We start from the raw sequence: 26,168 nt of genomic DNA on the forward strand, positions 1-26,168 counted from the left end.
TCCTTCATAGCTGCTCTTCATAAGCCAGGACTTCCTTGGAAAAGACCGCAGAATTTCCTCTGACCTTGGCCAGTATTTCTCTCCAGGGAGAGCTATCTGCGAAATGCTCGCCATGAATTACTGCAAGGCCGCAATACAGCGTCATATCGTTTGTCGATTCGATACCGGCCGCATGGGCTGCAGCCATATGGCGGCGCAGGAACAGCTCGCGCTCGGCGACATTTACGCGAATCGCCAGATCGGGGAACATACCACGCAGACGCCCTTCCACGACGTCGATTTCACTGGCGTCGATCATTGCGAATTCCTGCTCAGCCGCCAGTTGCAATGGACTGACAAAGGCGTCGATACCGCAGACGGATTGGCGGCAAATCAGCTTGCCGCTACGGTCCGGGTACCACCAGCAATCCGCCGGAGACAGGAAGGTGCTCGCCTGCTGCTCATCCAGTACCGCCAACAGGCTTTCGAATACGCGCGGATCAAAATATCGCAACAACACATCCATTCCGTCCGTGATGCGGGCGTGCATGCGCCGTGCCAGCTGGCTGCACAATTCATCCAGACCGAACGGTGAACTGAGCAGCAATATCGACGACGTATAAGTGCCATGCTCGGCCAGCCAGCACATGAATCCCTCTTTCGTCTCGTCGTCCGGGGAAGGCAATGCAAAGAGAAGTGGGGCTGCCGACAAGGCAGCCTGTTCGGTGGTTGTCTCGAACAGGCTCGCCCAAGACAGTCCCCGGTGCACCAACTGACGGTGCAGGCCTGGCATGCCTGCATGATCGGCCAGGCAATACATTACATTGGACGGATGGGCGATATTGGACTCTTCGCACACCGCTTGAAGATCGAGAAATTCGCTCATCGTGATTATTTAATAAGGAACGGAGCACCCGCCGCTCGCGCTTTCAACAAACACTCGACGCACACGTGCTGAGGCATCAAGGGCAGAGGATACGAAGTCGTCACCGGCCCGATGAAGCTCTTTTTACCAGCGTGAATCGTGATTTTACCGGGGCACTGCACCGTGATGTTCCCGCCCTCGATCGTGATGTTCGCCCCGCCCGCCGTCGACAGGCTGATGCTCTTGGCCGCCGCCCAGTCGATGTGGGCATTGGCACTGACGATATCGACCTGGTCGCGCGCCTGGACGTTGAGCACGTCGGCCTGCGCCTGCAGGTCGACCGCGCCCTGGGCCGCGATCAGCTGCAGGCCGATGTTTTCCTCGCCCGGCTTGACCGCCCCGCCCAGCATCCCGATTGCCTGGCCGCTGTGGATGCGCATCTGGCCGCCGGTGACGAACTGGGTATCCTGCCCGCTCATCAGCGAAATCGTTTCGCCGTTGGCCAGCTGCAGGTCCTGCCCCGCCACCACGCCGAGCCCGGCCTTGGCAGCGATGGCGATGATCGCAGCGCTGCTGTGCGGCAGCTTGCCATCCTCCGGCGCCACCGGCTTGTCCGGCATTTCGGCGCGCGCGGCGTCGACGCTGTCGCCGCTGAGCATGCCCGAGGTCGCCGTCAGCAGCGCCTGCAGCGGCGCTGCCTTGTCGTCGAGTTTGCTGGCATTCGGTTTGGCCGCGCCCAGGTGCGTGGCGAAGGCCACGGTCTGGTGAGTGGTCGCCGCATCGCTAAACGCTTGGCCAAGCTGCACCGCCTGCTTGAGCAGCACGATCCCTGCCACGTTATCGCCGGCCGGTTCGCGCGCATCGGCGGCATGGTTGATCTTGTAGCTCGACACTAAAAGGCCGGTGCCGGCGCGCACCGCGCCATAGCCGTCGGTGCGCAGTTCGGCGCCCAGGCCGCGCAGGCTGCCGCGGTAATTGTCGGCGGCGTGGATCAGGTGACCCAGGTTCAGTTCGCTCGCCGCGTAGCTGCTCTTGAGCTGGATGCGGCCCTGGTCGTCGGTGTCGTCGAACAGCAGCTGGTTGTAGCCGCTGCCACCGAATTCCTTGCTGCGGATACCCCATTGCGCCGCCGCGTTGCGATGACCACTGCCGCCCGCCGCGGCGCCATGCCACACTGGACTGTTGCCACCGGCCAGGTTACCCTGCGCCGAAACGGCATGGTCATGCGCCGCGCCGAACACTTCGGTGTCACCGTCACGTTCGCGGCTGCCGCCCGGCGTCGGCGGCTCGCCGCCCTCGCCCTGGCCGTTGTACAGCGCGCCCACCACCAGCGGCCGGTCGATGTCGTTCTCGATGAACTGCACCAGCACCTCTTGCCCGATGCGCGGCAGGAACTGGCTGCCCATGCCGCCGCCGGCCGAACGCTGGGCCACCCGCACCCAGCAGGTGGCGGCCTCCTGCTGCCAGTGGAAGCGGATCCGCACCCGCCCCAGGCGGTCGCAGTGGATTTCGTCGGCGCCGTTGGCGCTGGCGCCGCCGTCGGCGCCGACCACGATCGCGCTCTGGCTGCCGTGGGCGGTGGGCTTCGGATGGTGACGCAGGCCGTTCTCGCCGACCACCGGGCGCCACGACGTATCGGCCGCGATCGCGTCGAAATGATTGGCGTAGCCGCTCGATGCCGCCTGCGCGATGACCTGGGCCAGCAGTTCGTCGCGCGGCACCTGCTGCTCTTGCAGCACGTCCTGCAGCAGCTCGGGGATCGGCCCGAACAGTTCTTCCAGCCCCTGGCGCGCGCGCGCCGGCAGGTTGTTCACGCCAACGCTCACCACGCGCAGCACGACGTAGTCGGGATCGACTTCGCTCCCTGCCTGCAGCGGTCCCTGAGTCAGGCTGAAGCGGCTGCCGGCGCGCAGCGTGCGCACCGTCGAACGCGCCTGCCACAGTTGACGGCGCGCTTCGTTGGCCTGCATCTGCAGCAGCGCGTAGCGGCGCGCCTGCTCGCCGTCGGCGAAGAAGTACTGGCCCGGCGTGTCGTAGCTTTCCAGCGCCGGCGCGTTGGGGCCGCCGACGACGCCGGCGGTCGGCACGCTGGCGGCGAGCGCCTTTTTGGCCTTGTAGTCGTAACTGAGCACGGTACTCAGGCCGATGCGCAGGCTACGCCGCGCGCGCAGGGCCTGGATGCTGTCGTGCGCTTCGCCGGCGCGCGCGCCGTGGAAGCGGATGCCGCCGCCCGCCGCGCTGCTCGGGTCTTGCGGCGTGGCGCGGCTGTCGCTGCTGTCGGCGAACAGCACCACGCTGTGGCCTCCTGCGCCGTCGTCGTTTTCTTCCACGCGCCAGGCCAGGCCTTCCTCGGTCAGCAGGCGGGTAACGAAATCGAGATCGGACTCGCGGTACTGGCAGCAATAGCTGCGCGTGCCGGCGCCGGCCATGAACGAGGCCACCTCGTCGCTCCAGCGCCACTGCGCCAGCGGCGCATGCGCGCCGAACACGGCGTCGACGATCTCGATCACGGTCTTGTCTTGCCACACGCGACTGTTGCGGGTGCGGCCCAAGCGCCACAACCATGGCTGCAGGCGCAGCCGGTAACGCGCCAGGCCGCCGAAGCTGCCCAGCATCGCCGCTTCGCTCACCACGCCGCTGAAGCGCGCGCGGCTGCCGTCGGCCAGGCTGGTTTCGAGCGCGGCCGGCTGGCCGAGCAGCGGTTCGAGGTCGAGTTCGGCCCTGGTGCTGAGCAGGATCAGGTCGCGCGCGCCGACCGACTGCAGGCCATCGTCGGCGGCGAAGGCTTCGACCATCAGGCCGCTGCTGTCGTCTTCCAGCTGCAGCGCATATAACCGGGTGTGGCTGGAAAAGCCGCCCAGCGCGGCCAGCACCTCGTCGACTACCGCCAAACTCATCGTTGCACCTTGCACAGGCCCACGTTGCTGCGTCCTTCACAGGCGCGTTCGCGGCAGGCCGCCAGGTCGGCCTTGGGCTGCTTGCGGCAGGCTTTCAATTCCTGCTCCAGGCTGGGGCGCGCCTTCTTCGGCGCCGCCTCGGCGGCGTTGGCGTGCGCGATCAGAGCCGACAGCAGCACCGCATCGGTGTCCTGCGGGGCGGGCGCAGCCTTGCGCGCGGCTACCTGCTTCACCGGTTTCGGTTTGGCGGGGGCCGCCTTTGGAGCAGACTTGGGAGCGGCTTTCACCACCGCGGGCACCGCCGCAGCCGCCGCCAGTGCGGTGCCGTCCGGCGCTTCCAGCGCCTGGCTCAGGACGTCACCTCCGGCGCCCGGCGCTGCATCGTGTTGCACGGCGGCCGTGGCCGGCGCGGCGTGTGCGGTCTCCAGCATCTCGCTCAGGCTCTGGCCGGCGGCTGCATTGGCATGCGTTGCGCCGTCGTCCTGGATCGTGGCGGCGCCGGCGTCGCCTGCTGCCGGTGCGGCGGAAGCAGCGGGCACCGGCGCCGGCACCGGCACCGGCGCGGCCTCCGGCTGCGGCGTGGCGGCAGCCAGCACCGGCGCCGAATTTGGCGGCGGCGCCACGCTGCGCTGGCCGTACCACAGCCCGGCGCCGCCGGCGATGGCGGCCACCACCAGGCCGAACATCAGCCAGACCCACGGCGTGCGTGCGGCCGGACCGGCCTGCGCGCCGGAAGCGGCTTTCGGCGCGCGCTTGCGCTCGCCGTCGGTCGCTTCCAGCGTCGACAGAATACGGTTGCGCTCGGCCTCAGCCTGCTGCGCGGAGGTCAGCAGGCTGGGGGCTCCCCGGCCGGAAATCTTGTCTTTTCGTAGCAAAATTCAAGCTCCTGATTGTTATCGCAACACTTTACGCTAATAAAGTGACTAAGGCGATACCCCGCACGATACCCAACAATTGGTAGTGCATAAGCCCTGCACGGTTGGGAACAATGTCCTTCGATTATCAGACTAGTAAGTTATACTCACAAGCAATAACCAACTGGCAATGCGGCATGCATAAAATGCGTCCGCAGGTCGTGTTCGAGTGCGGAGTCTCATGTGTTGCTGATGGCAATTGCCCTGTATTTCCTGCTCGCCTGCCTGATCGGCTGGCTGCTGTTCTTCCCTGCCGGAAGAACATGGGCTATACAGGCGGCAGCGCGGCTGGAAGCGCGCGTGCGGGCCTGGATCGCGGTAGCGGCAAGCATGCGCCTGCCGGCCTTCAAGGCGGCGCCGGCGGCGGCCGGCATATCGCAGGCCGCCGGCAGCCCGTCCGGTGCGCGCCGCCACTACTGGCTGTGGCTGGCCGGACTGGCCGTGCTGGCGTTGCCGCCGGCGCTGGTGTTCATGACCGGCGACAAGAACAAGCTGGACGGTTTCGCGGCTTCAACGCGCGAAGCCAATCCGCAGGTCGCGGCACTGCTGCATGGCGAACAGCTGGCGCCGCCCGCGGCCCTGCCGCCGGACGTGTTCACCACGGCCGAGGTGGTACAGGAGCGGCCGATGCTGCAGTCGGCCAGCCGCAACTGGGACCTGCTGGACGCCGAGTTCACCCAGCGGCTGCTGCTGGTGTTCAAGATCATGAAGGAGCAGCACGGCTACGAGATGGCGATCCTGGAAGGCTACCGCAGTCCCGAGCGCCAGGACGCGCTGGCGCGCATGGGCGGGCACGTGACCAATGCGCGCGCCGGGCAGAGCTGGCACCAGCACGGGCTGGCGGCCGATTGCGCTTTCCTGCGCGACGGCAAGCTGGTGATTTCGGAGAAAGACCCGTGGGCCATGCGCGGCTACGAGCTGTACGGCCAGGTGGCCGAATCGGTCGGCCTGACCTGGGGCGGGCGCTGGAAGATGATGGATTTCGGGCACACCGAGTTGCGGGTGCCCGGCGTGATGCAGCGCGCCAGGCACGCCAGCGAATGACAAACATGCGAGAACGCGAGATCGGGAATGGAGGGAGGCATGGTGGCAGGTCCTGTAATTCGTCCGCGCCGCGCGCGCGGCATGGCGCCGCACGACAGCGCGACAGCGCACGCCTCACGGGCAGCCACCTCGGGCCAGCTGTCGGCATGGGCATCGGCCTCATGAGCATCAACCATCTGCAAGGGCCAGCGCCATGCCTTCCTGGTTGAGCCGCATCCTGATCGGCCTGGCGGTCTTCGGCGCCTGCTGGAGCGGCGTGCTGTGGTATTGGAACAGCGCGCACCACATGCCGGGCACCGCCGACATCGTGCTCTGGCTGCTGCTATTGCCGCTGGCCCTGCTGCTGGCGCTGTGGGCGCTGCGCAAGCTGGCGACCGGCGCCGCGGCCCGTTCGGCGGCCGCCGCGGCAGCCGCTGCCGCTGCCGCCAGCCAGGCCGCAGCCGCGCCTGCACCTGCCGCCCTGCCTCCTGCCACGCTGACCGTGCTGGCCGGCGCGCTGCGCACCCCGCACGGCGACCACCCTGCCGTGCTGGCCGAGGCCATGCTGTCGCGCCAGGCCAACCTGCAGCTCGATCCGGAACTGCTCGACGAGCGCGGCTATCCGATCCTGAGCGGGCGCGCCGGCGACGTCGACATCCCGGCCCAGCAAGACGCCATGGCCGACTGGCTGCAGCAGCACCATCCGGACGCCCGGCTGCAGGATGAACAGTGGCGCGCGCTGGCGCTGGGCAGCGCGGTGGCGCTCGAACTGGCAAGCGAACTCGCCGCGCACCCGGCATTGCCTGCCTACCTCGACGCGCTGGCCGCGCGCAAGAGCGCGCCGCCGCTGCCGACGCTGCATTTGCTGGCCGCTCTTCCGGCCGAATGGGCGGCGCCGGAACGCGCCGCCGGCGCGGCCTGGCTGCGCGCGGTCGTGGCGCAATACGGCTGGCCGCTCGAGCAGATCAGCATCGACGTGCCGGCGCCGGGTCAGGTGCCGCTGGCGGCGCTCGACACCCTGGCCGGCCGCGCCGTCCAGGCTAAAGAACCCTTCCTGTGCCTGCTGCTGGCCTGCGATTCGCGCATCGGCGAAGCCAGCGTGCAAGACTGGGCCGAGCGCGCCATCCTGCTCGACAGCCGCCACCCGCAGGGACGGGTGCCGGGCGAAGGCGCGGCCGGGCTGCTGCTGGCCGACCGCAGCCAGGCTGCCCTGCTCGACACCCTCGATGCTCCCCTTGCTCCCCTGCTGTATCCGGCTGCCGGCGGCGTGCGCGCCGGCTCGGCCGATGCGCGCGGCCAGATCGACGCCACGCTGCTGGAGCACGCCGCCGCCGAGCTGCTGGACAAGGCCGGCATCGGCGCCGACACCGTTACCCTGGTGACTGCCGATAGCGACGCCCGCGCCAGCCGCGTCGGCGAGACCATGGGCATGGCGAGCACGCTGCTGCCCGAACTCGACCCGGCCAGCCAGGTGCTGAGCGTGGCCGCCGCCTGCGGCGACGCCGGCGACGCCAGCCTGGTCGCCGCGCTGGTGCTGGCCCAGCAGCACGTGCGCGATGGCGCTGGCGCCGCCCTGTGCGTGAGCAATCTCGATCCGTTCCAGCGCAGCGTGGTGCTGCTGGCGCCACAACCGCAGCCGGACGCCGCAAGCGCTCCCGCCGACACCGCTCAGGCGATCACCGCATGAACCATTTACCTCAACCTTCGTCCGTCTCGCACCCCATCGGGTCCATTCTTCTATGATGCAACGATTCTGGCAATTCCTCACCGCCCGCTTCAGCCTGGCCGCCATCGGATTCGCCGCGCTCGCCGTGGCGCTCCTGATCGGCGCCGCCGTGTTCGACATTTCCTACTGGTGGGCCGGCGCGCTGCTGCTCGGCGCCGTGCTGCTGTACGGCGGCACCTGGCTATGGCGCCGCTACAAGCACAAGCGCTCGGGTGCAGCCTTCGGCGGCATGCTCGAGCAGCAGGCGGCCACGCCCGGCGCCAGCGCCGCCCAGCGCGACGAGAATGAGCTGATCCGCAAGCGCATGGTCGAAGCGATCGGCACCATCAAGACCTCCAAGCTGGGCCAGCTGTCGGGCGACGCCGCCCTGTACGAGCTGCCCTGGTATATGGTGATCGGCAACCCGGCGGCCGGCAAGAGCACCGCGATCGCCAGCTCCGGCCTGCAGTTCCCGTTCGCCGACAGCAAGATCGTGCAGGGCGTGGGCGGCACCCGCAACTGCGACTGGTTCTTCACCACCGACGGCATCCTGCTCGACACCGCCGGGCGCTACTCGGTGAGCGAGGAAGACCGCGGCGAGTGGCTGGGCTTCCTCGACCTGCTGAAGAAATACCGCAAGCGCGCGCCGATCAACGGCATCATCATCGCGGTCAGCATCGCCGAACTGACCGGCAACCGGCCCGAGTTCGCGATCAACCTGGCCAAGAATCTGCGCCAGCGCGTGCAGGAACTGACCGAGCGCCTGGAAGTGCATGCGCCGGTGTACGTGGTGTTCACCAAGGCCGACCTGATCACCGGCTTCAACGAGTTCTTCCAGGACGCCGAACGCGGCGACCGCGACAAGGTATGGGGCGCTACTCTTCCCTACAGCCAGACCAGCTCGAAGGAAGACGTGCTGCAGCAGTTCGACGCCCGCTTCGACGAGCTGTACGACGGCCTCAAGGAACTGAGCATGGCCAACATGGCGCTGCAGTGGCGCCAGAACATGCCGCCGGGCGTGTTCACCTTCCCGCTCGAATTCAGCTCGATCAAGGGCTCGCTGCGCACCTTCATCGCCACCCTGTTCGAAGAGAATCCGTTCCAGTTCAAGCCGGTGTTCCGCGGCTTCTACTTCACCAGCGCGGTGCAGGAAGGCGAAACGGTGTCGGCCTCGTCCGAACGGGTGGCGCACCGCTTCGACCTGCAGCTGGCACCCGCTTCGCAGTCGCAGGTGCAGGAGCAGCACGGCTACTTCCTGCTGAACCTGTTCCGTAAAGTGATCTTCGCCGACAAGGACCTGGTGGCGCAGTACGCCAGCCCGGCCAAGACGCGCGCCCGCTACGTGACCTTCTTCGCGGTGGTGGCGCTGGCCGGCCTGGCGCTGGGCGGCTGGAGCTGGTCGTACCTGGCCAACCGCCAGCTGGTGGCCAATGTCCAGGCCGACCTCGACCAGGCGGTCAAGGTGCAGGAGCAGCGCCTCGACCTGGCCTCGCGCTTCGAGGCGCTGGAAATCCTGCAGGACCGCATCGAGCAGCTCGAAGGCTACCGCGACGACCGTCCGCTGGCGCTCGGCCTGGGCCTGTACCAGGGCGAGATGCTGGAGCAGAAACTGCGCCAGGAATATTTTGCCGGCCTCAAGGAAGTGATGCTCAAGCCGGTCGGCCAGTCGCTGGAAGCCTTCCTGGGTGAAGTCAACGCCGGCGCGGCGCAGTTGCAGCCGATTTCGGCGCCGCCGCAGTCGGGAGCGACCGGGGTAAGTGCTGCGCCTGTCACCCCGGCCGGCGGCGTCGCACCGGTGCCGGTCGCCGGTGCCGCCCAGGCTGTCGCAGTGCCGGGCTTGCCGGCCACGACCACCAACAGCGCCGGTCCGCTGCCGGCCGCCGCCGTCAACTTCGGCGCCCTGCAATTCAAGGACGCCAACCCGGGCAACGTCGAAGACGCCTACAACGCGCTCAAGACTTACTTGATGCTAAGCGACAAATCGCGCGCCGAAGCCAGCCACCTGAACGACCAGTTGACCCGCTTCTGGCGCGTCTGGCTCGACAGCAACCGCGGCACCATGACGCGCGAGCAGATGATCCGCAGCGCCGAGCGCATGATCTCGTTCTACCTGAGCCAGATGAACGACCCGGCCTGGCCCACCATCGAAGGCAAACTGGCGCTGGTCGACCAGACCCGCGACAACCTGCGCCGCGTGGTGCGCGGCATGCCGGCGCGCGAGCGCGTGTACGCCGACGTCAAGGCGCGCGCCGCCACCCGCTTCGCCTCGATGACGGTGGCGCGCGTGGTGGGCGACGCCGACAAGGAACTGGTGGTCGGCAGCTACGCCATCCCCGGCACCTTCACCCGCGAAGCGTGGTCGAGCTACATCCAGGGCGCCTTCCGCGACGCCGCCAACCGCGAGCTGCAGAGCACCGACTGGGTGCTGAAAACCGCAGCCAGCGACGACCTGACGCTGGAAGGCAGCCCGGAGCAGATCCAGAAAGCGCTGGTCGAGCTGTACAAGAACGAGTACGCCGAGCAGTGGCAGAAGTTCATCCAGGGCGTCAGCATTCGCGACCTCAACGGCTTCGACCAGGCGGCGTCTGCCATGAACCGCCTGGGCGACCCGGAAGCCTCGCCGATCGACAAGCTGATCAAGACGGTGTACGAGGAAACCTCGTGGGACAACCCGTCGCTGGTCGATGCCGGCCTGCAGCGCGCCCAGCGCGGCGCACTGGGCTGGTTCAAGGAAACCATCCTGCGCCAGAAGCCGGCGGTGGTGGAAGTCAAGCTCGACACGACCAACAAGAACGCCGCCGCCATCCCGATGGGCCCGGTGGGCCGCGAATTCTCGGGCGTGGCGCGCCTGGTGGTGAGCCGCGACCAGGGTGCGACCCTGATGAAGGGCTATATGGACATGCTGTCCAAGCTGCGCGCGCGCTTCAACCAAATCAAGAACCAGGGCGACACCGGCCCCGGCGCCAAGCAGTTCATGCAGCAGACGCTGGACGGCTCGGGTTCGGAACTGGCCGATGCGCTGAAATATGTCGACGAGCAGATGCTGGTCGGCATGACCGACGCCCAGAAGCAAGCCATCCGGCCGTTGCTGGTGCGTCCGCTGATGCAGACCTTCTCGGTGATCGTGCGCCCGACCGAAGCCGAGATCAACAAGGTGTGGGCGGCCCAGGTGCTGGAACCATTCCAGCGCACGCTGGCCGTCAAATATCCTTTCGCCGGCGAATCGGCGGTGGAAGCCACCGACGCCGAGATCGGCCAGATCTTCGGCCCGGAAGGCGCGATCGCCAAGTACTTCAACACCACCATCGGGCCGCTGGTGGTGCGCCGTGGCGACGTGATCAGCGCCAAGACCTGGGCGAATATGGGCATTAACCTCGCGCCGGGCGTGGTGAGCAGCTTCCCGAGCTGGATCGCGCCGCTGTCGGCCGGCGGCGTGGCCGCCAACGCCGGCGCCGGCGAAGCCCAGACCCGCTTCGACGTGCAGGCGCTGGGCGCGACCGGGGCCACCGAGTTCACCATCGAGATCGATGGCCAGGCGCTGCGCTGGCGCGGCCAGCCGCAGCCGTTCGTGCAGATGGTGTGGCCGAACCCGCGCGGCGTGCCGGGCTCGCGCATCACCGCCATCACGCCGGAAGGCCGCACCGTGGTGCTGCTCAACGAAATGGGCCACTTCGGCCTGAAGAAGATGATCGACGCCGCCAAGCGCACCCGGCGCGACAACGGCGTGTTCGAGCTGAGCTGGGAAAACAGCGGCGTGGCGGTACGCGCCAACCTGAAGATCGTCGGCACGACCAAGGCCGCCGCCCCGCCGCCGGGCGCCGCCGCGGGCTTCCGCCGCATGCGCCTGCCGGACGTGGTGGCGGTGTCGGCGCCGCCGACGCCGGCCAGCGCCACCGCCACTGTTGCCACCAGCGCAGCCACCAACGCCGCTGGCGCCGCCGCGCCGGCGGGGAGCAAGCCATGAGTCGACCGGTCGCGATCCCGATCGGCTATTTCGGCAAGATTCCGACCCGGGCCGACTTCGTCAAGGCGAGCGAGAACGCAGCGCTGAGCAGCATGCTCGACGCCTGGCTGGCGCAGGCAATCGACCTGCTCAGTGCCGACGCGCGCTGGAAGCGCAACTACGACGCGCTGGCGCCGATCCATTTCGCCTTCATCGGCCCGCGCCGCGGCCGCGCCGTGGCCGGCCACCTGGTGGCCAGCACAGACCAGTCCGGCAGGCGCTTTCCATTCCTGTTGATGAGCACCATGCCGATCGCCGCGCCCGCCGCCTTCGTGCCGAACAGCCCGCTGATGCTGGGGCCGTTGTGGAACCGCCTCGAAACCCTGAGCGCGGACGTGATGCGCGCGCCCGATCCGGTGGCGCCGCTGCAGGCCGCCGCCACCGCGACGGTCGAGTTCGATTCGGAAGACCCGCTCAGCGCCGCCGCCTTCGACGATTTTCTCGAACACCAGACGGTCGGCGCGCTGGACGCGATGCTGGCCCACCCGAATTTCGAAGGCTCGACGCGCCAGATCCTGCTGGCGCTCGGCCTGCTGCTGCAGCCGGTGATGGCCACCAGCTCCAGCCGCCTGGAAAAAAGCCTGGTGCTGCCGCTGCCGTACGAGCCGCACAACCGGCGCATGGTGGCGACCTTCTGGATGCAGCTGATCGCGCCGTTCCTGATGCGCGCCGACTTCGAGCTGTCGGTGTTCATCACCCGGCAGGAAGAGCGGCCGGTGCTGGTGCTCGGCTTCAGCGGCGCCTCGGCGCAGACACTGCAGGCGATCATGGACCCGCAGGTCGGGCTCGAGCACCACATCGGCTTCGACCAGCTCGACTGGGTCGAAGACCAGGTCGGCGCCGACTATGCGATCAAGAAGGTGTCGACCTATCTGGCGCAAGGCGCCCTTTCTCTCAAATCGGCCGGCGACTCGCTGCGCGCCGCCTTCATTGGAACCTGACCATGCGTGTAGTCCTGACCCTTTTATTGATGTCCGCCTGCCTCGGCGCCGCCGTTCCCGCGATCGCTCAGACCGCCGCCACGCCGCAGCCGGGCCAGGTGCTGGCCAGCGGCACCGTCCCCGACGAAGCCACCAAGGCCGCGGTGCTGGCGCGCCTGATCGAGGTGTATGGCGCCGACAAGGTGGTCGACCAGATCGCGGTCGGCCAGGTGGCGCAGCCGGCCAACTGGAACGCTTACGTCCAGAAGCTGATCACGCCGCAACTGAAGACCATCTCGCGCGGCCAGCTCAAGATCGATGGCAGCACCGTCAGCGTGCGCGGCGAAGTAGCGAACGAGGCGCAGCGCCAGAAGATCGCCAGCGACTTCGCCACCAGCCTCAATCCGACCTATGTCGTCAACAACGGCTTGCGTGTGGCCGCCGCCGAACAGGGCATCCTGGATAGTGCGCTGGCGAACCGCATCGTCGAATTCGACAGTGGCAAGGCGACGCTCACCCCGACCGGCCAGGCGATCCTGGATCAGATGGCGGCCGCGATCCAGAAGCTGCAGGGCCGCAAGATCGAGATCATCGGCCACACCGACAACCAGGGGCTGAAGGCGGCCAACCAGAGCCTGAGCCAGGCGCGCGCCGAAGCGGTGAAGACCTATTTCACCGGCAAGGGCCTGAGCCCCGACATGTTCACCACGCTCGGCCAGGGTTCGGACCGCCCGGTCGCCAGCAATGCCACGCCGGACGGACGCGCGCGCAACCGCCGCATCGAATTCCGAATTGCACAATAAATTCGCTCAATAACACTCACGGGCCGATTTCATGACCTTTACCGCAGAAGAACTTCTCGAACCGATCAGCCCGACTTCGCCGGCGGGCGACGACCTGGCGTTTTCGCCCGAGCTCGACGCGATTGCCGAGGCGCGCCGCTTCGACGATCCGTCGCTCGAGCAAGGCGAATGGATCACCGAACTCAAGGAAGCTGACTGGAATTTCGTGGTGCGCCGCTGCGCCGCCCTGCTGCAGGAGAAAAGCAAGGACCTGCGGCTGGCGGTCTGGCTGGCCGAAGCCGGCGCCAAGACCGACGGCCTGCGCGCGCTGGGCGAAGGCCTGCGCACGCTGGCAGGACTCTGCCAGGATTACTGGGACGTCGGCCTGTATCCGGAGTCGGATGGCGACGACCAAGACCAGCGCATCGGCAACCTGAGCTGGATCCTGGCGCGCATTCCCTCGCTGACGCGCGAGATCCCGCTGACCGACGGACGGCAGGGGAGCTATTCGACAATCGATTTCGAGACGGCGCGCAAACAGGCGGCGGGGAATGGGGATGGCGCCGGGCCCGGGCCGAAGCTGGCGGACCTGGAAGCGGCGCGGCGCAATAACTCGCCAGCGTTCGTGGCCGCGTTTGCTGCGGATGTGCAGCTGTGCCTGGATGCGTTGAAGGAGCTGGAGACGGTGGCCGACGAGCGGCTGGGGCACGACAGCCCGGGGTTCTCGGCGGCGCGCGATGCGCTGCTGGACTTGCAGCGCATGATGCCTGCGGCCGCTGCTGCCGTCCCGGCTGTTGCCGCCAGCGAGGCCGTCACGGCGGCTCAGGATCCGGGCCAGGCCGACCCGGCAGGCCACGCGGCGCCGATCATCCCTGCCGGGCCACCCGGTGCGATCCAGACCCGCGCCCAGGCGCTGGCACAATTGCGCGCGGTGGCGGAGTTCTTCCGCCGCACCGAGCCGCACAGCCCGGTCTCCTACTTCGCCGACAAGGCCGCCGACGCGGGCGAGCAGAACCTGCACGACTGGCTGCGCTCGGTGGTCAAGGACGATGCGACCATGGCGCACATCGAGGAGTTGCTGGGGGTGCAGCGGCGCAACGATTGATGCGTCCCTGGGTGGCCGTTAGTCGGCCATGGGTGCTCGGCCGGCGGTCTTCCTGAGCTCGTCGACGGCGCGCTTGGTGCCGACAAAGAAGTCAAAGTCGCCCAGCTCTTCATCGGGAATGAAGGCCAACATGCTGGCGATGCCGAACATCCTGGCATAGGCGAGCGAGTCATAGGTGATCTCGTACAGCGTGCCTGGAACGGATCACGGAGGCTCAACGCGCTAATGCCCTGCATCTCGCGGCCATCGCCATAGGTCGCAGGTTCGAGCTGCACCTGCAGATCCGGCGCCAGGTCGGTCAACGCGCCATCCGCTTCAACCCTGAACAGGCACAGACGCCGGCCGTCATGGGTTCGAAAGACAAGTTCGCGCTCGTCGCTCCAGTAACCCTTGGCACGATCGGAAAATGGGATGCCGACTTAAAATGACCAATTAAAAAGCAACGGCCAACCATTGCGACGATAACTTTTCGTTCACTTATCGGCATCGGCATCGGCATCGGCATTCATCTTAACAGCTTAATCTTCTCAGTCTGTATCTCTCCCAGCGTTATTCCATGGATTGATTATCGCTCCACTGCCAGATGGTTTCACCATATGGTGAGTTGTCAAAGTTCGGCATGATGTCTCCTTTATTGAAAAATTTTAAGCTTCCTTGACCCGCGGGCGTAGTCCAGTAACCTGTTTCCGGAGCACGCAGACCACCTTTAACTGGGCTATGTGTGCGCTCAGGAGATTCTTGTGCTGACTTAAACGTCAGTTCCATCTTTTTGGCGAAATCAACCAGATCCTTGGGATAAACGATATTTTCGCGAAAAGCACTGTCATCAAACTCCATCAAATATACGAGCGCAGCTGCTTCAATCGCCCAGTATCCAAAATAGCCTGCGCAGGTATTTTCGTTGATACTGAGGTGGCTATCATGCCATGGTGCTTTTTTGAAAGATTTGTACCATCCTTTAAAATAGCGTTCAAAGTCGGCGAGACTTTCCTCATCTGTATCACGATACATCGTGTTGATAAGATCACGATATGGAATATCATGATACCAACGATCCAGTTCAAACCTATCTTTCAAGTCGAATGAAAGCATATCTTCATAAAGCGTATCCTTGTCGGAAAACGCAGGATCGAACATAGCCGCGACACGAGGCAACAAATCTCTACGATGCATTAAAAAACACAATCCGATCATTTGGAGGACGCGCTCGTATTCATCTATTTCAACGAACCTTAGTGCCGGGAAACTCTCATTTTTTTCGTATAACCTCACAAAATGCGTTGCGTTTTCATATGCGGAAACCACGAAGTCGAGCTCATCCCGCAAGATCGCGATCGGCTCCCCCGCCGTGTATCTCAGCAAATAATCAGCGAACGTCTCGTCCGCGTAAGCATCAGCGACACGGGCCTTATCCTCTGCGTCGAAATCCGACCTTGAAAGAGACTTTAAATAGCCCGGCGCGGCGACCTCTTTGAAGAATTTTGTAGTCGAGACATAAGCTGCCTCGCTGAGGAATTGTTGCCGCCGTTTATTATGGAATTCCATATGCATTCAATAATCAAGGTGTTTAATCTCAAATTTCTTGCGCTCGCTTCAGGGCTTTCAGTTTCGCATTTACCGCTTCCTTGACCTCTTTCTCATCGTGACGGTGAGTGCTCGGAATTGCATGATTTTGGTGACTGGTATGCAATACCGCGGCCGAGCTTTCTGCCGATTTCAGCGCTAATGCATGCTCGGCTGCGGCTGGCAGGTAGAATGGGGTGTAAAACAGATGGCGAGAGTATATGCGATGACCACGATCGCGGAATTCGAAACCAATCTGCATATCTTTTACGGCAGCAGCGATGTTCTTGCTGATCCACCTGCGGCTCATCTGAACGATAGGTGTTTCGCCGGGAGAACTCTTCGTAGATGATCCCGCAGACGAATTGCCATTGGACCGCTGTCTAGCCTGCTGCCCTCTTCGCGCCCTGGCAGATTGCCCACCCGGCAGACCTCCTCCAGCGGGAGCACCCGCACTAGCTGCAGCGTCTGCTGTCGGCGGATCGAGTAGATCCACTGTTTTCGGTAGTGCCGTAGCAACCGCAGTTGCTTGTCGCAGGCGCCTGGCATTGGAAAGCAACTTCCCAGCGACTTGTGGCTTCCGAGAGGCGATCCTTGGGGTAACCGCGTTTGATGATGCCTTAGATTCAACGATTGCATAAGGTTTATTTCCGTTGTGAGGATCTGCGAGTTGAACCTTCCACACGCCATCGATGCCCACGCCATGTGCCTTTAATGCAACTAACGGATTTAACTTAGTTGCCTCATTTAACTTTCCTGGAAACTGTTTCCCTGGCATATACTCCCATTCCCCGCTAGTGCCTTTATCGTGAGCGTTCCATCCTTTTCCCCAGCCAAACTCTTCGTACAAGAAGTAGTCAGTAATGTGCTCGCCCAGAATACCAATGACATCGTTTGTGAGCTCGGCCAACGCGGATGTACCAACCACAGCATTTGCTGACGTGTTGGACGGAACCTGATGAGGCGCATTGTGTCCCATTTTCGCCGTCTGCGGATCAATGGCGGCTGGCTTGATCGACGCAGGATCGGTCTTTCGTGAGCCTATGCTACGCGAGGCAGTATCGCGCTGCACCCGTCGCCATTTGGTAAGCTTCATCGTCACCAGCGTCACCATGGCAGGGAGCGACGAACGCACTGTGCCCAAGGTCGACGAGAGAACTTGCTGCCCTGCCACCGGTAGCTGCTCATAGGCCCATGATTTTTCAACACTCGATTGGACTGCCCCGAGAACAGCAATTAACCCTGCCGCATCAAACAACTTTTCGAGCAACACCTCGGGGCTGGTCCGGATACTAAGCTTGAGGCAAACCATCCTCAGTACATCGAACAGGATAGGAGCGTAACGTGCCGGGTTTTTGTTAACTATACGAATAGTTTTTTTAACGCCACCTCCTGCGCCTGGAATCCAGCCCACTATGGCTAAAACAAGATCAAATTTCGCCTCATTCTCTGCTTCAACGCCCTTACTGTTGTGCAAGGCAAGCAGGCATTCAATGGTGTCATAAACGTTAATCGCCTGTCCGACGACAGGCACTAAGCCTGCTGCGACTGCGGTGCCGATTTCTTCAACCATCGCTATGAGGTCGTTCTCACTTTCCTCAGTCGATAACATATCCAGATCGGACCCAGTGGTCATTACAAATTTCTCCCAGATAATGTATCTAGCAAGTATTCGATACCATCTACATCAGTGTCGTATCCGAGTTTTTTTAACTCCTCCTGAATAGCACCAAGGGAAACTCCTTCCAGATCCTCAAGTGCCGGAGGCACGTAGGGGCGTGGATCTTCACCGTAGTAAACTCGTACTGGCCCAGGTGGAATATTTTCTAGGCGAGCAAAGCCCTTGTCATCGAGTATGCCTTCTCTGACGGTGCCATCGAAAAACACAGCTCGATACGCGCCCCCAGCCACAGGCGACAAGTCTGGCCAGTGGTGATTAAGTTCTACGAAATTCTTGATGTTTCCTGTTTTCGGAAGCGCGGGCAACGCTGCTGGCACAACCTCCGGCCCCGTCAGCTCTTTCATCGATGCCTTGAAGGCCATCGTTCCCGGCCCGTGAATCTCAATATTGCCGCCGAAAAGCTTCAACGCCGCTCCCTGCGCTGCAAGGAGAACATGTTCTCGCGCCGCCACATTCACGCTCTTGGTCACGCTAGCGACCGTCACCGCCTTGTCAGCCGTAATGCGCGTCTCCGCGCTCTGGCTTTGACTACTGACCTTGCCGCTGGCCGCGTGCATCCGGATACCCGTTTCCTGGTTCGGTTTAACCGTACTGCTTGCCTTCCCATAGGTGAACAGGCCAATTCCGCTGCGCACTGCATGATAGGAATTGCCCTGCGATGCCACGTCGATATCATGGTCGGCCGTTAGCGCGGTCACGTTCCCCGCGCTCAGGACCGCGTGTGTCGGCGTCAACGCCGCAATTCCAGACGGACTCGACAACTGCAAATGCGGCTGATCGTACGCGGTCACTACCCCCGGGCCTTCGGTAGCCGCGCCGGCCTCAGTCTGCGCCCGTGCCTGCAGCGTCTCGATACTGCGCTTCAGGCCGACAACTGCGGCAAGCGACTCGGGCGTCGTCTCACCTTGCAGTTGCGTTTTGTGCTTGTGTGCCAGCGCTGCCAGTTCCGTCGACAGCGTCACCGCCTGCTCGTTCAGCATTTCGGCCTGTGTCGAGTCCAGCTGCGCTGCGCCCACTGACATTCGGTCAGTCGACAGCAACAGTCCTTGCCCGGCGCGGAGCGCGGCGGCGTTCTCGGTCTTGAACTCGGCGCCGAAACCCGCTGCCGCCTGCAGCGCGTTATCGCTCTGATGGCGCAGGTGACCGAGGTTCAGCTCGTCGGTGCCCTGATGCTGTCCGGCGTGGCGCTGCAGCGCGACCCGTGCCTGGCCGGGACTGTCGTCGAATACCAGTTGGCTATAGGCACCGCTACCCGACGCGCTTGCCTGCAGTGCCTGGCTCTTCAGCCCTGATAGCGCTGCAGCATGTGCATGCGCCCCACCCTGCCCCGGGAACCACGCCGGCGCATTACCGGTCGCCGCCCCCGCCCCCTGCGCCACCTGGTTATGCTGCGCATCCTTCGCCCCCGCGCCGTTATAAACCGCCCCGATCACCACCGGCCGATCGATATTCCCATCGAGGAAGTCGATCAGCACTTCCTGCCCCACCCGCGGCAGCGCGTGACTACCCCAGTTGACCCCGGCCACCGGCGCCAGCGGCGTGGCCACGCGTACCCAGGTGCCGGCGCGCTCGTCGCCCGGCGCGCCGGTCTGGCCGTCCGGCACGGGATGGTTCAGGCGGCTGTGGCTGGCGTCGCCGCGCTGCCAGTGAAACTGCACCTTGACGCGGTGATCGCGGTCGGTGTGGATCACCGCGCCCTGCGGACCGACCACGATTCCGGTCTGCTGACCGCGCGCGAGGGGACGCGGATGCAGCAGCTGCCCGTCGCCGTCACTGCCGCTGGCGCGGTACGGCACGCTCGCCGGAATGGCGTCGATGCGGTTGCGGTACACCGGCCGTTGTCCGGTCCCACGTCCCACCGCGTGCAGGCTCGAAGCCAGGTCGGCATCGTTCTGCCGGCGCAGCGCACACTGTCCCAACAAGCGCGTGAGTGCATTGTCGACGTCCGCATCCAGATTGTTGTGCGCCATATGCAGCGCGCGCACCACCGTAAAGGCAGCCGAGTCGCCGCCAGCAAACCGTGGGTGCCCCTGCAGTGTGAAGGTGGTGCCCGGCGCCAGGGTACGCACGGTGCCGGCGCCGACGTGCACCTGCTTGCGCGCCTGCAGCGCCTGCAGCTGGTGTTCGGCGATGCGTTCGCCCTGCTTGCGGGTCGAGTAGGCGTACGCGCCCGGATGATCGCGGCTGGTGAGCGACGCATCGCCGCCGACGCTGCTCGAGACGCTGCGCACCGAGCGGCTGCGGTAATCCCAGCTTTCCAGTTCGATGGCATCGGTCTGCACCCGCCACTCGGTGCGCCAGCGATCCAGACTGTCCTCGCGCATCACCGCGCCCGGCTGCGTGAAGCGCACGTCGGATTGGACATTCGGCGCGAAGGCGCCATTGTGGTCGGCGATCACCAGCGTATGGCTGCCGAACGACGGGCTGTCCGGGTCGCCCGAGTGCTCGAAGAAATAGAACAATCCCTCTTCGAACATCAGTGTTCGACGAAGGCCAGGTCGCTTTCCTGGTACTGGGTGGTGACACTGCGTTTTGGGCAGGCGTCGAGGTCCTGCAGGTCGAAGCGCCAGGCCGGCGCCAGGCGGCCCTTGCCATCGTAGGCGCGGAACACGGCGTCGAGGATGTCGGGCACCGTCATGTCCTGGAAGATGCGGCTGTCGCGCCCCATGCCCAGGAATCGGGTCCAGGGTTCGACCGTCAGCACGTAGCGCGCGAAGCCGCCGTTGGCGCCGGATTGTTCGGCGCCCGTCACGTGGCCGTGGAAGAAGCGTGGCGCGCCGGCGGTTTCCAGCTGCAGCAGCACCGGCTGCCCGATCAGCGTCCTGAGGGAGATCGCGGCGTCGAGCGACAGCGCCGTCACCTGCAGGCGGAAGCCTTCGCTCAGGCCTTCGCTCGCGCGCAGACTTTCGGCCAGCAGCGCGTCGCGCCCGGCGCCGCTCGACAGGGTCAGGATGCGCCGGTGCTGGCTGTATTGTCCGCCAAGTGCGGCCTGGACCGCCGTCGCCAGCGCGGCGCCGGCCAGGTTGGTGTTTGCATTCGTCATGATGCCGGGGCTCGAATGTGCGCGGGCCGCCAACGACGGCAGCCCGCCTGCTTACTTCACGCTGTACTTGAACTGCCCCTTCTTGTCGGCGCTGACCTTGATCTTCGAGATCGTCTTGCCCTCGGCCATATTCGCCAGCACCGATTCCGCGATCTCCGGCAGCAGGCTGCCGTTCAGGATATTGTCGACATTGCGCGCGCCCGAATCGACCTCAGTGCAGCGCGCCAGCACCGCTTCCACCAGTGCCTCGTCGTAGGTCAGCTCGGCCTTGTGATTGACCGCGATGCGACGCGCGATTTTGCCCAGCTTGAGTTCGATGATGCGCACCAGTACGTCGTCCGGGATCGGGTAGTACGGCACCACCTTCAGGCGGCCGAGGAAGGCCGGCTTGAAGGCCTTCATCAGCTGCGGGCGGATCTGCTGTTCCAGCTCCTCCGGGCTCGGCATCTCTTCGGCCGTCTTGTTCAGGCACGCCGCCATCATCGTGCTCGAGGCCACATTCGAGGTCAGGATGATGATGGTGTTGCGGAAGTCGATCTCGCGCCCTTCGGCGTCGTCCATCACCCCCTTGTCGAACACCTGGAAGAACAGTTCCAGTACATCGGGGTGCGCCTTTTCGACTTCGTCGAGCAGCACCACGCTGTAGGGATTGCGCCGCACCGCTTCGGTCAGCACGCCGCCTTCGCCATAGCCGACATAGCCTGGCGGCGAGCCTTTCAGGCCCGACACGCTGTGCGCTTCCTGGTACTCGCTCATATTGATGGTGACGAGTTTGCGCTCGCCGCCATACAGCACGTCGGCCAACGCCAGCGCGGTCTCGGTCTTGCCGATACCGGATGGGCCGACGAACAGGAACACGCCCTTCGGCTTGTCCGGATCATCGAGGTTGGCGCGCGAGGTGCGCACGCGCTGGGCCACCGCCTCGATCGCGTGCGACTGGCCCAGGACACGCTCTTCCAGCATGTCCTTCAATTTGAGCACCGTCTTGATCTCGTCCTTGACCATCTTGCCGAGCGGGATACCGGTCCAGCCGGCGACGATTTCGGCCACCACGTGGCCGTCGACCTGCACCGGCACCATCGGCGCTTCGCCCTGCAGCTCGCGCAGTTCTTTCATCATGGCCTGCACGCCGGAAGCGTCACCCTTGGCGCCATCGGCCTTGGCCGCTTCCAGCTCGCCGCGCGCGGCCTGGATCTTTTCGGTCAGGCCCTTTTCGACTTCCCAGCGCGCTGACAATGCGCCATGCTCGTCGCTGGCCTTGGCGCGCGCCGTGCGCAGTTCATCCAGGCGCGCCGCGTGGCTGCCGCCGCCGCTTTCCTCGCGTTCCAGCGATGCGATCTCGGCGTCGATGCGGTCCAGGCGCTTGACCAGGTTCTCGATCAGGGCCGGGGTCGCGTTCTGGCCCAGCGCCACCTTGGCGCAGGCGGTGTCCAGGACGCTGATCGCCTTGTCCGGCAGCTGCCGCCCGGAGATGTAGCGGTGCGACAGGCGCACCGCCTCGGTGATCGCTTCGTCATACACGCGCACGTTGAAATGCTTTTCCATCAGCGGCGCCATCGCGCGCAGCATGGCGCAGGCCAGTTCCTCGCTCGGCTCTTCGACCTTGATCACCTGGAAGCGCCGCGCCAGCGCCGGGTCCTTCTCGAAATACTTCTTGTACTCGCCCCAGGTGGTGGCGGCGATGGTGCGCAGTTCGCCGCGCGCCAGCGCGGGTTTGAGCAGGTTGGCGGCGTCGTTCTGGCCGGCCGTGCCGCCGGCGCCGATCATGGTGTGCGCCTCGTCGATGAACAGGATGATCGCATGCGGGCTCTTTTTGACTTCGTCGATCACGTTCTTGAGGCGGTTCTCGAACTCGCCTTTGATGCTGGCGCCGGCCTGCAGCAGGCCCATGTCGAGCGTGTGGATCTCGACGCCTTTCAAGACGTCCGGCACGTCGTCCTGGGCGATGCGCAGGGCAAGCCCTTCCACCACGGCGGTCTTGCCGACGCCGGCCTCGCCGGTCAGGATCGGGTTGTTCTGGCGCCGCCGCATCAGGATGTCGACCGCCTGGCGGATCTCCGCATCGCGTCCGATCACCGGATCGACCTTGCCGTCGCGCGCCCGCGCGGTGAGGTTCGTCGTGAACTGGTCCAGCGCCGGCGTCTTCGAGGCGCCCTGCCCGGCCAGTTCGCCGACCGGGTCGGCGCCCGCTTCCGGCTCCACGTTCTCTGATGCCGCCGTCAACCGCGCCTCTTGCGAGCCCTCGGTCATCTGGTCGAACTTGTGCTTGAGCTCATCGACGTTGATCTTGTTGAACAGCTTCGAGCCGCGGTACGCCAGCTGCGCCAGCTCGCTGTCCGACAACAGCGCCAGCAGCAGGTGGCCGCTGCGGATGCTGGTCTCGAAGCCGGCGCGCACGTCGAGCGAAGCGATCAGCCAGGCGTTCTCGAACAGCTTCGGCAGGCGCGGCGAGAACACCGGCGTGCGCGTATTGCCGGTCTTCAGGCGCGCCACTTCGGCGTGCAGGTCGGCTTCCAGCATCGGCAGGCTGATGTTGCTCTTGCGGGCGACCACGGCCAGGTCGCTCTGCGGCTGCTCGAGCAGGGCCAGGAACAGGTGTTCGAGGTCGACCTCGAATTGGCCCAGCCCCACGCAAATGCTGGCCGCGCGCGTGGCGGCGGTGCGGCTGGTGTCATTGAGCTTGCCGATCAGCGTCTTCAGGTTGATGCTCATTGCGCGCGAGTCCTTATTGGTATGGTTGGTTGAATGGGGAGTGAATTGACTTCAGCATTGGCTCCGGCGCCGGCTACAGCGCCGCCAGCTCGTAGCGCAGGTCGTCGCGGTCGCGCGTCTCCGGTTGGGTCGACAGGAAACTGTCCCAGCCCAGCCGCCCGCCGACACGCTCTTCGCTCAGCGTGATGCCGTCCACGTCGGACGCGCGCAGCACGACGTGGACTTCGTATTCGAGCGTGAGGCCAGTGAACATCGACAGCATCCGCCCCAGTGCGCGCGCCGCCAGCCCGCCCGGCAGGAAGGCTTCGTAGCCGGCCCGGCTCAAGGGCCCGACCGTCAGGCGCATGCGCAGGTCGCGCTGCCACACGCGCGCGCCGACCAGGGCGCTGATTCCCAGCCCGGCATTGGCGCCGCCGAGCGTGGTCTGCTGCGCACTCGGCACGTCATACCAGGCGCCGATGAACTGCGTGACCGAAATCGGCTCGCCGAAATAGTCGCTCAGCACCCTGCCGACCAGGGCCGCCGAGGCAGGACGCTGACGCATGGCGGCGGCGAAATACGCCACCGATTCGTCCAGCACCCCTTCGCCGCCGTCCGACAGGCGGTGCTTGAGCGTGTGGTTGCCGACACCCGCCATCGACAGCAGCAGCGGCAAAAAGCGGTCCTGGCCGTCGACCGCATACTGCAGCTCGAGCCGGTATTTGCGCCAGGCTTCGTAGAACAGCGCCAGGCTGCGGTTGGAAAAGGTGTCGAGGAAGGCGCGCGGGCCGTCATCGCGTTCGTACAGGGCGTGCGCCGCCACCCGCTCGGTGTAGTGCGCCGGCAGCGAGCCGGCGGTGCCGAGAAAGCCCATGAAGGCCGGCGTGATGCGGATGTACTTGACTTCGCCGCGCCGCAGCGCCGCTCCAAGCGCCGCGCCGTCGACCGCGTCACCCTGTCCTTCGGGACGCGGCTCGGGCGCCATCGCTTCGAGCTGGCTGGCCGGGAAATTCAGCGTGGTCGAATTCTGGAAGCGCAGGAAGCTGGCCACCGCCCCTTCGCGCGGCAAGCCGTTGCGCTTGAGCCAGAGCTCCAGCATGCGCACGGCCTGGAAGAACTGGAAGCGGTACGGCTGCGCGAACAGCCGGGCGATTACACTAGGCTCGAATCGCCGCTGCGGGGTGCGCATCGCCAGATTTCCTCTCCGGTTTTCCGGGAAACGATCATGAGTTGAACGAAGCTGTTGGCGTGCACGTACAGGCCGAGGAAGCATTCGATCAGGTGGGCAAAGGCATGGATGCCGCTGCCGATGAAGGCTTCCTCGTCGATCGTCAGGCGCACCTCGATGCCGCGCACCAGGCAGGCGAACGGGTTACCCGGCAGCCACGCGTTGGCGGCCTTCGAGTCGATCGCGTGGATGCCGCGGATCTGGCGCTGCGAAATCGCCGAACGCGGCAGGTCGTACAGGGTCAGCATCTCGCGGAAAGCTTCCACCCCGCTGTCGGCCAGCGACAGGTGGTTGAGCGACAGGTGCGACACCAGGCGCCAGTGGGCGCCGCGCCCGCGCTCGAAGCGCTGCGCCGGGCTCGGACGGCGCAGGAACGCAATGCTGCGGATGCTCGAACCGCCCTCCAGGAACAAATCGCCGCCCGGCAGGCCGTAGCTGAGCGCATGCGGCATGTCGCGGTTGGTGCAGGTCAGTTCCAGGCTCAGGGTGTCGGTCTCGATCGCGGCCGGGTCGAAATCGATGTCGACGATCGAGATCTCGGTTTCGTAGCCGGGGCTTTTCAGCGCCACCAGCTCATCGCGCCGCATCACCCAGTAGTGGCCATGTTTGGCCGGGGTTTCGCCATGGCGCAGCGAATAGAACGGGCGGAACTCGACCACCGATTCGCCCTGCGGCGTCTGGCGCACCAGCTTCACCGAGTCGATCGACTGCACCTCGAACGCATACGCGCGGCGCGCGTCGGCCAGCACCGGATAGCTGGCGGTGGCATGCGTCAGGCGGATCGGTTCGCCGCGCTGGCGGAACAGGTTGACCACCGGCGTGCAGCCGAGCAGCAGGTTATTGGTCGTCATCGTGCCCAGCATGCGCGCAATATTCGAGTCGGTGCGCAGGCCGGAGAGGCCCAGGTGCAGCGTAAACCGTTTGCAGCCGGGCGGCAGCGCCGCCACAATCGCCGCCAGGTCGATGTCGAAGAAGTTGAATTTCTCGGGGAAGCAGAAATACTCGGTCAGCAGCCGGTAGGCCGGATGCGAGCGCGCCGAGAATTCGATCAGCGACTCGTCTTCGTCGAAGCCGACCGCCTTCAATGGAATCGCACCGAGCGGCGTCCAGCGCCCGCTGCGTTCCGGTTCGACCCAGGCTTTCACGCTGCGCATGAACAGCGCGTCGCGCAGCGCGGCGCAGAACGACGGCTCGCCGTCGATGAACACGCGCAGGCTGCTCACGCCGAGCTGGCCGATGTTCACTTGCGCCGCGGCGGTCTCGATGCCGATGCCGATGCTGGAACTCACGCCCGGCGGCAGCATCACGGCTTCCGGCGCGTCGATGATCGGCTGGAATTCGGCCTGGCTCAGGGCCAGCGGCGCCAGCGTCACCGGGTAGGCGGTGCGGAAGGTGCAGGCCACGCCCTTCACCGGGCGGGTATCGAGTTCGGTGCCGCGCGCCAGCACGCCGGCCGTGGTCAGCTGGGCCGCGGCGGCGCTGAAGTCCATGCGCGCGATCGAGCACGAAGGAAACGGGCGCAGGTAGTGCGGGTACATCACCTCGAACAGCGCTTCGGTCAGCTCGGGGTAGTCGTCGTCCAGGCGCTTGGCCACGCGCGAATTCAGGAGCGCGAACGATTGGATCATGCGTTCGATGTGCGGGTCTTCGCACACCTCGCCGCCCATCAACAGGCGGCCGGCGATCTTCGGATAGCGTTCGGCGAATTCGCGCGAATAGCGGCGCAGGAATCCGAGTTCACGCTCGTAATACGGTAACAGTTGTTCCAA

17 protein-coding genes are annotated in these 26,168 nt (G+C 65.2%); 6 read left to right on the forward strand and 11 right to left on the reverse strand.

The features are described 5' to 3' along the window. Window positions 1-4: 4 nt before the first annotated feature. From RTQ83_RS13235 to RTQ83_RS13245, 3 genes are read right to left on the reverse strand one after another with little or no spacing between them, the layout of a single operon-like run. A complete protein-coding gene (locus RTQ83_RS13235; protein WP_312515186.1) occupies window positions 5-865 on the reverse strand; it encodes a DUF4123 domain-containing protein in 861 nt (286 codons plus the stop codon). A 5-nt stretch (window positions 866-870) separates the two neighbouring features. Beyond that, window positions 871-3,741 carry a type VI secretion system Vgr family protein gene (locus tag RTQ83_RS13240; RefSeq protein WP_312515189.1) on the reverse strand — a complete coding sequence of 957 codons (2,871 nt, stop codon included), beginning with the start codon at window positions 3,739-3,741 and terminating at the stop codon, window positions 871-873. Continuing rightward, the gene (locus RTQ83_RS13245; protein WP_312515192.1) at window positions 3,738-4,616 is read right to left on the reverse strand and encodes a hypothetical protein; all 879 of its coding nucleotides are present in this window, start codon (window positions 4,614-4,616) and stop codon (window positions 3,738-3,740) included. Before RTQ83_RS13245 ends, RTQ83_RS13240 begins: the two co-directional genes overlap by 4 nt. 222 nt (window positions 4,617-4,838) lie before the next feature. Between RTQ83_RS13245 and RTQ83_RS13250 the strand changes: the two genes are divergently transcribed. The 6 genes from RTQ83_RS13250 (at window position 4,839) to tssA (ending at window position 14,193) form a co-directional block, all read left to right on the forward strand. Beyond that, window positions 4,839-5,699 (forward strand): M15 family metallopeptidase, encoded by an 861-nt coding sequence (locus RTQ83_RS13250; RefSeq protein WP_312515195.1) that lies wholly within the window; start codon window positions 4,839-4,841, stop codon window positions 5,697-5,699. A 193-nt stretch (window positions 5,700-5,892) separates the two neighbouring features. Then, window positions 5,893-7,365 (forward strand): hypothetical protein, encoded by a 1,473-nt coding sequence (locus RTQ83_RS13255; protein WP_312515198.1) that lies wholly within the window; start codon window positions 5,893-5,895, stop codon window positions 7,363-7,365. A gap of 55 nt (window positions 7,366-7,420) precedes the next feature. After that, window positions 7,421-11,347 carry a type VI secretion system membrane subunit TssM gene (gene tssM / locus RTQ83_RS13260; RefSeq protein ID WP_312515363.1) on the forward strand — a complete coding sequence of 1,309 codons (3,927 nt, stop codon included), beginning with the start codon at window positions 7,421-7,423 and terminating at the stop codon, window positions 11,345-11,347. Continuing rightward, window positions 11,344-12,327 carry a type VI secretion system-associated protein TagF gene (gene tagF, locus RTQ83_RS13265; protein ID WP_312515202.1) on the forward strand — a complete coding sequence of 328 codons (984 nt, stop codon included), beginning with the start codon at window positions 11,344-11,346 and terminating at the stop codon, window positions 12,325-12,327. Before tssM ends, tagF begins: the two co-directional genes overlap by 4 nt. A gap of 2 nt (window positions 12,328-12,329) precedes the next feature. Then, on the forward strand, window positions 12,330-13,109 hold the full coding sequence (locus RTQ83_RS13270; protein ID WP_312515205.1) for an OmpA family protein: 780 nt from the start codon (window positions 12,330-12,332) through the stop codon (window positions 13,107-13,109). A gap of 31 nt (window positions 13,110-13,140) precedes the next feature. Beyond that, window positions 13,141-14,193 carry a type VI secretion system protein TssA gene (gene tssA, locus RTQ83_RS13275; RefSeq protein WP_312515208.1) on the forward strand — a complete coding sequence of 351 codons (1,053 nt, stop codon included), beginning with the start codon at window positions 13,141-13,143 and terminating at the stop codon, window positions 14,191-14,193. An 18-nt stretch (window positions 14,194-14,211) separates the two neighbouring features. On the opposite strand, the gene RTQ83_RS13280 is transcribed toward tssA, so the two are convergent. From RTQ83_RS13280 to tssF, 8 genes are all read right to left on the reverse strand, one after another. Further along, window positions 14,212-14,343: a hypothetical protein gene (locus tag RTQ83_RS13280; protein ID WP_312515211.1), complete on the reverse strand. Its 132-nt coding sequence runs from the start codon at window positions 14,341-14,343 to the stop codon at window positions 14,212-14,214. A 399-nt stretch (window positions 14,344-14,742) separates the two neighbouring features. After that, window positions 14,743-15,744 carry a PoNe immunity protein domain-containing protein gene (locus RTQ83_RS13285; RefSeq protein WP_312515213.1) on the reverse strand — a complete coding sequence of 334 codons (1,002 nt, stop codon included), beginning with the start codon at window positions 15,742-15,744 and terminating at the stop codon, window positions 14,743-14,745. A gap of 22 nt (window positions 15,745-15,766) precedes the next feature. Next, the gene (locus RTQ83_RS13290) at window positions 15,767-17,392 is read right to left on the reverse strand and encodes a hypothetical protein (protein WP_312515216.1); all 1,626 of its coding nucleotides are present in this window, start codon (window positions 17,390-17,392) and stop codon (window positions 15,767-15,769) included. Further along, complete coding sequence (locus RTQ83_RS13295; protein WP_312515219.1) at window positions 17,392-19,914, reverse strand: type VI secretion system tip protein TssI/VgrG; 2,523 nt, start codon at window positions 19,912-19,914, stop codon at window positions 17,392-17,394. The genes RTQ83_RS13290 and RTQ83_RS13295 overlap by 1 nt, the downstream gene beginning before the upstream one ends. Beyond that, window positions 19,914-20,480: a contractile injection system protein, VgrG/Pvc8 family gene (locus RTQ83_RS13300; protein WP_312515222.1), complete on the reverse strand. Its 567-nt coding sequence runs from the start codon at window positions 20,478-20,480 to the stop codon at window positions 19,914-19,916. Before RTQ83_RS13300 ends, RTQ83_RS13295 begins: the two co-directional genes overlap by 1 nt. Window positions 20,481-20,531: 51 nt before the next feature. Then, window positions 20,532-23,192 (reverse strand): type VI secretion system ATPase TssH, encoded by a 2,661-nt coding sequence (gene tssH, locus RTQ83_RS13305; protein WP_312515225.1) that lies wholly within the window; start codon window positions 23,190-23,192, stop codon window positions 20,532-20,534. Window positions 23,193-23,265: 73 nt separating this feature from the next. Beyond that, a complete protein-coding gene (tssG, locus tag RTQ83_RS13310; protein ID WP_312515228.1) occupies window positions 23,266-24,360 on the reverse strand; it encodes a type VI secretion system baseplate subunit TssG in 1,095 nt (364 codons plus the stop codon). Next, on the reverse strand, window positions 24,324-26,168 hold the full coding sequence (gene tssF / locus RTQ83_RS13315; protein WP_312515231.1) for a type VI secretion system baseplate subunit TssF: 1,845 nt from the start codon (window positions 26,166-26,168) through the stop codon (window positions 24,324-24,326). The genes tssG and tssF overlap by 37 nt, the downstream gene beginning before the upstream one ends.

This window comes from Massilia sp., assembly GCF_031995545.1.
In the GTDB taxonomy this organism is placed as follows: domain Bacteria; phylum Pseudomonadota; class Gammaproteobacteria; order Burkholderiales; family Burkholderiaceae_D; genus Telluria.

Bases quoted from the DNA above. Each gene is read 5' to 3' on its own strand.
- RTQ83_RS13235 (WP_312515186.1), bottom strand. From the start codon at position 865: ATGAGCGAATTTCTCGATCTTCAAGCGGTGTGCGAAGAGTCCAATATC.
- RTQ83_RS13240 (WP_312515189.1), bottom strand. From the start codon at position 3,741: ATGAGTTTGGCGGTAGTCGACGAGGTGCTGGCCGCGCTGGGCGGCTTT.
- RTQ83_RS13255 (WP_312515198.1), top strand. From the start codon at position 5,893: ATGCCTTCCTGGTTGAGCCGCATCCTGATCGGCCTGGCGGTCTTCGGC.
- tssM (WP_312515363.1), top strand. From the start codon at position 7,421: ATGCAACGATTCTGGCAATTCCTCACCGCCCGCTTCAGCCTGGCCGCC.
- tagF (WP_312515202.1), top strand. From the start codon at position 11,344: ATGAGTCGACCGGTCGCGATCCCGATCGGCTATTTCGGCAAGATTCCG.
- RTQ83_RS13270 (WP_312515205.1), top strand. From the start codon at position 12,330: ATGCGTGTAGTCCTGACCCTTTTATTGATGTCCGCCTGCCTCGGCGCC.
- tssA (WP_312515208.1), top strand. From the start codon at position 13,141: ATGACCTTTACCGCAGAAGAACTTCTCGAACCGATCAGCCCGACTTCG.
- RTQ83_RS13280 (WP_312515211.1), bottom strand. From the start codon at position 14,343: ATGTTCGGCATCGCCAGCATGTTGGCCTTCATTCCCGATGAAGAGCTG.
- RTQ83_RS13285 (WP_312515213.1), bottom strand. From the start codon at position 15,744: ATGCATATGGAATTCCATAATAAACGGCGGCAACAATTCCTCAGCGAG.
- RTQ83_RS13290 (WP_312515216.1), bottom strand. From the start codon at position 17,392: ATGACCACTGGGTCCGATCTGGATATGTTATCGACTGAGGAAAGTGAG.
- RTQ83_RS13295 (WP_312515219.1), bottom strand. From the start codon at position 19,914: ATGTTCGAAGAGGGATTGTTCTATTTCTTCGAGCACTCGGGCGACCCG.
- RTQ83_RS13300 (WP_312515222.1), bottom strand. From the start codon at position 20,480: ATGACGAATGCAAACACCAACCTGGCCGGCGCCGCGCTGGCGACGGCG.
- tssH (WP_312515225.1), bottom strand. From the start codon at position 23,192: ATGAGCATCAACCTGAAGACGCTGATCGGCAAGCTCAATGACACCAGC.
- tssG (WP_312515228.1), bottom strand. From the start codon at position 24,360: ATGCGCACCCCGCAGCGGCGATTCGAGCCTAGTGTAATCGCCCGGCTG.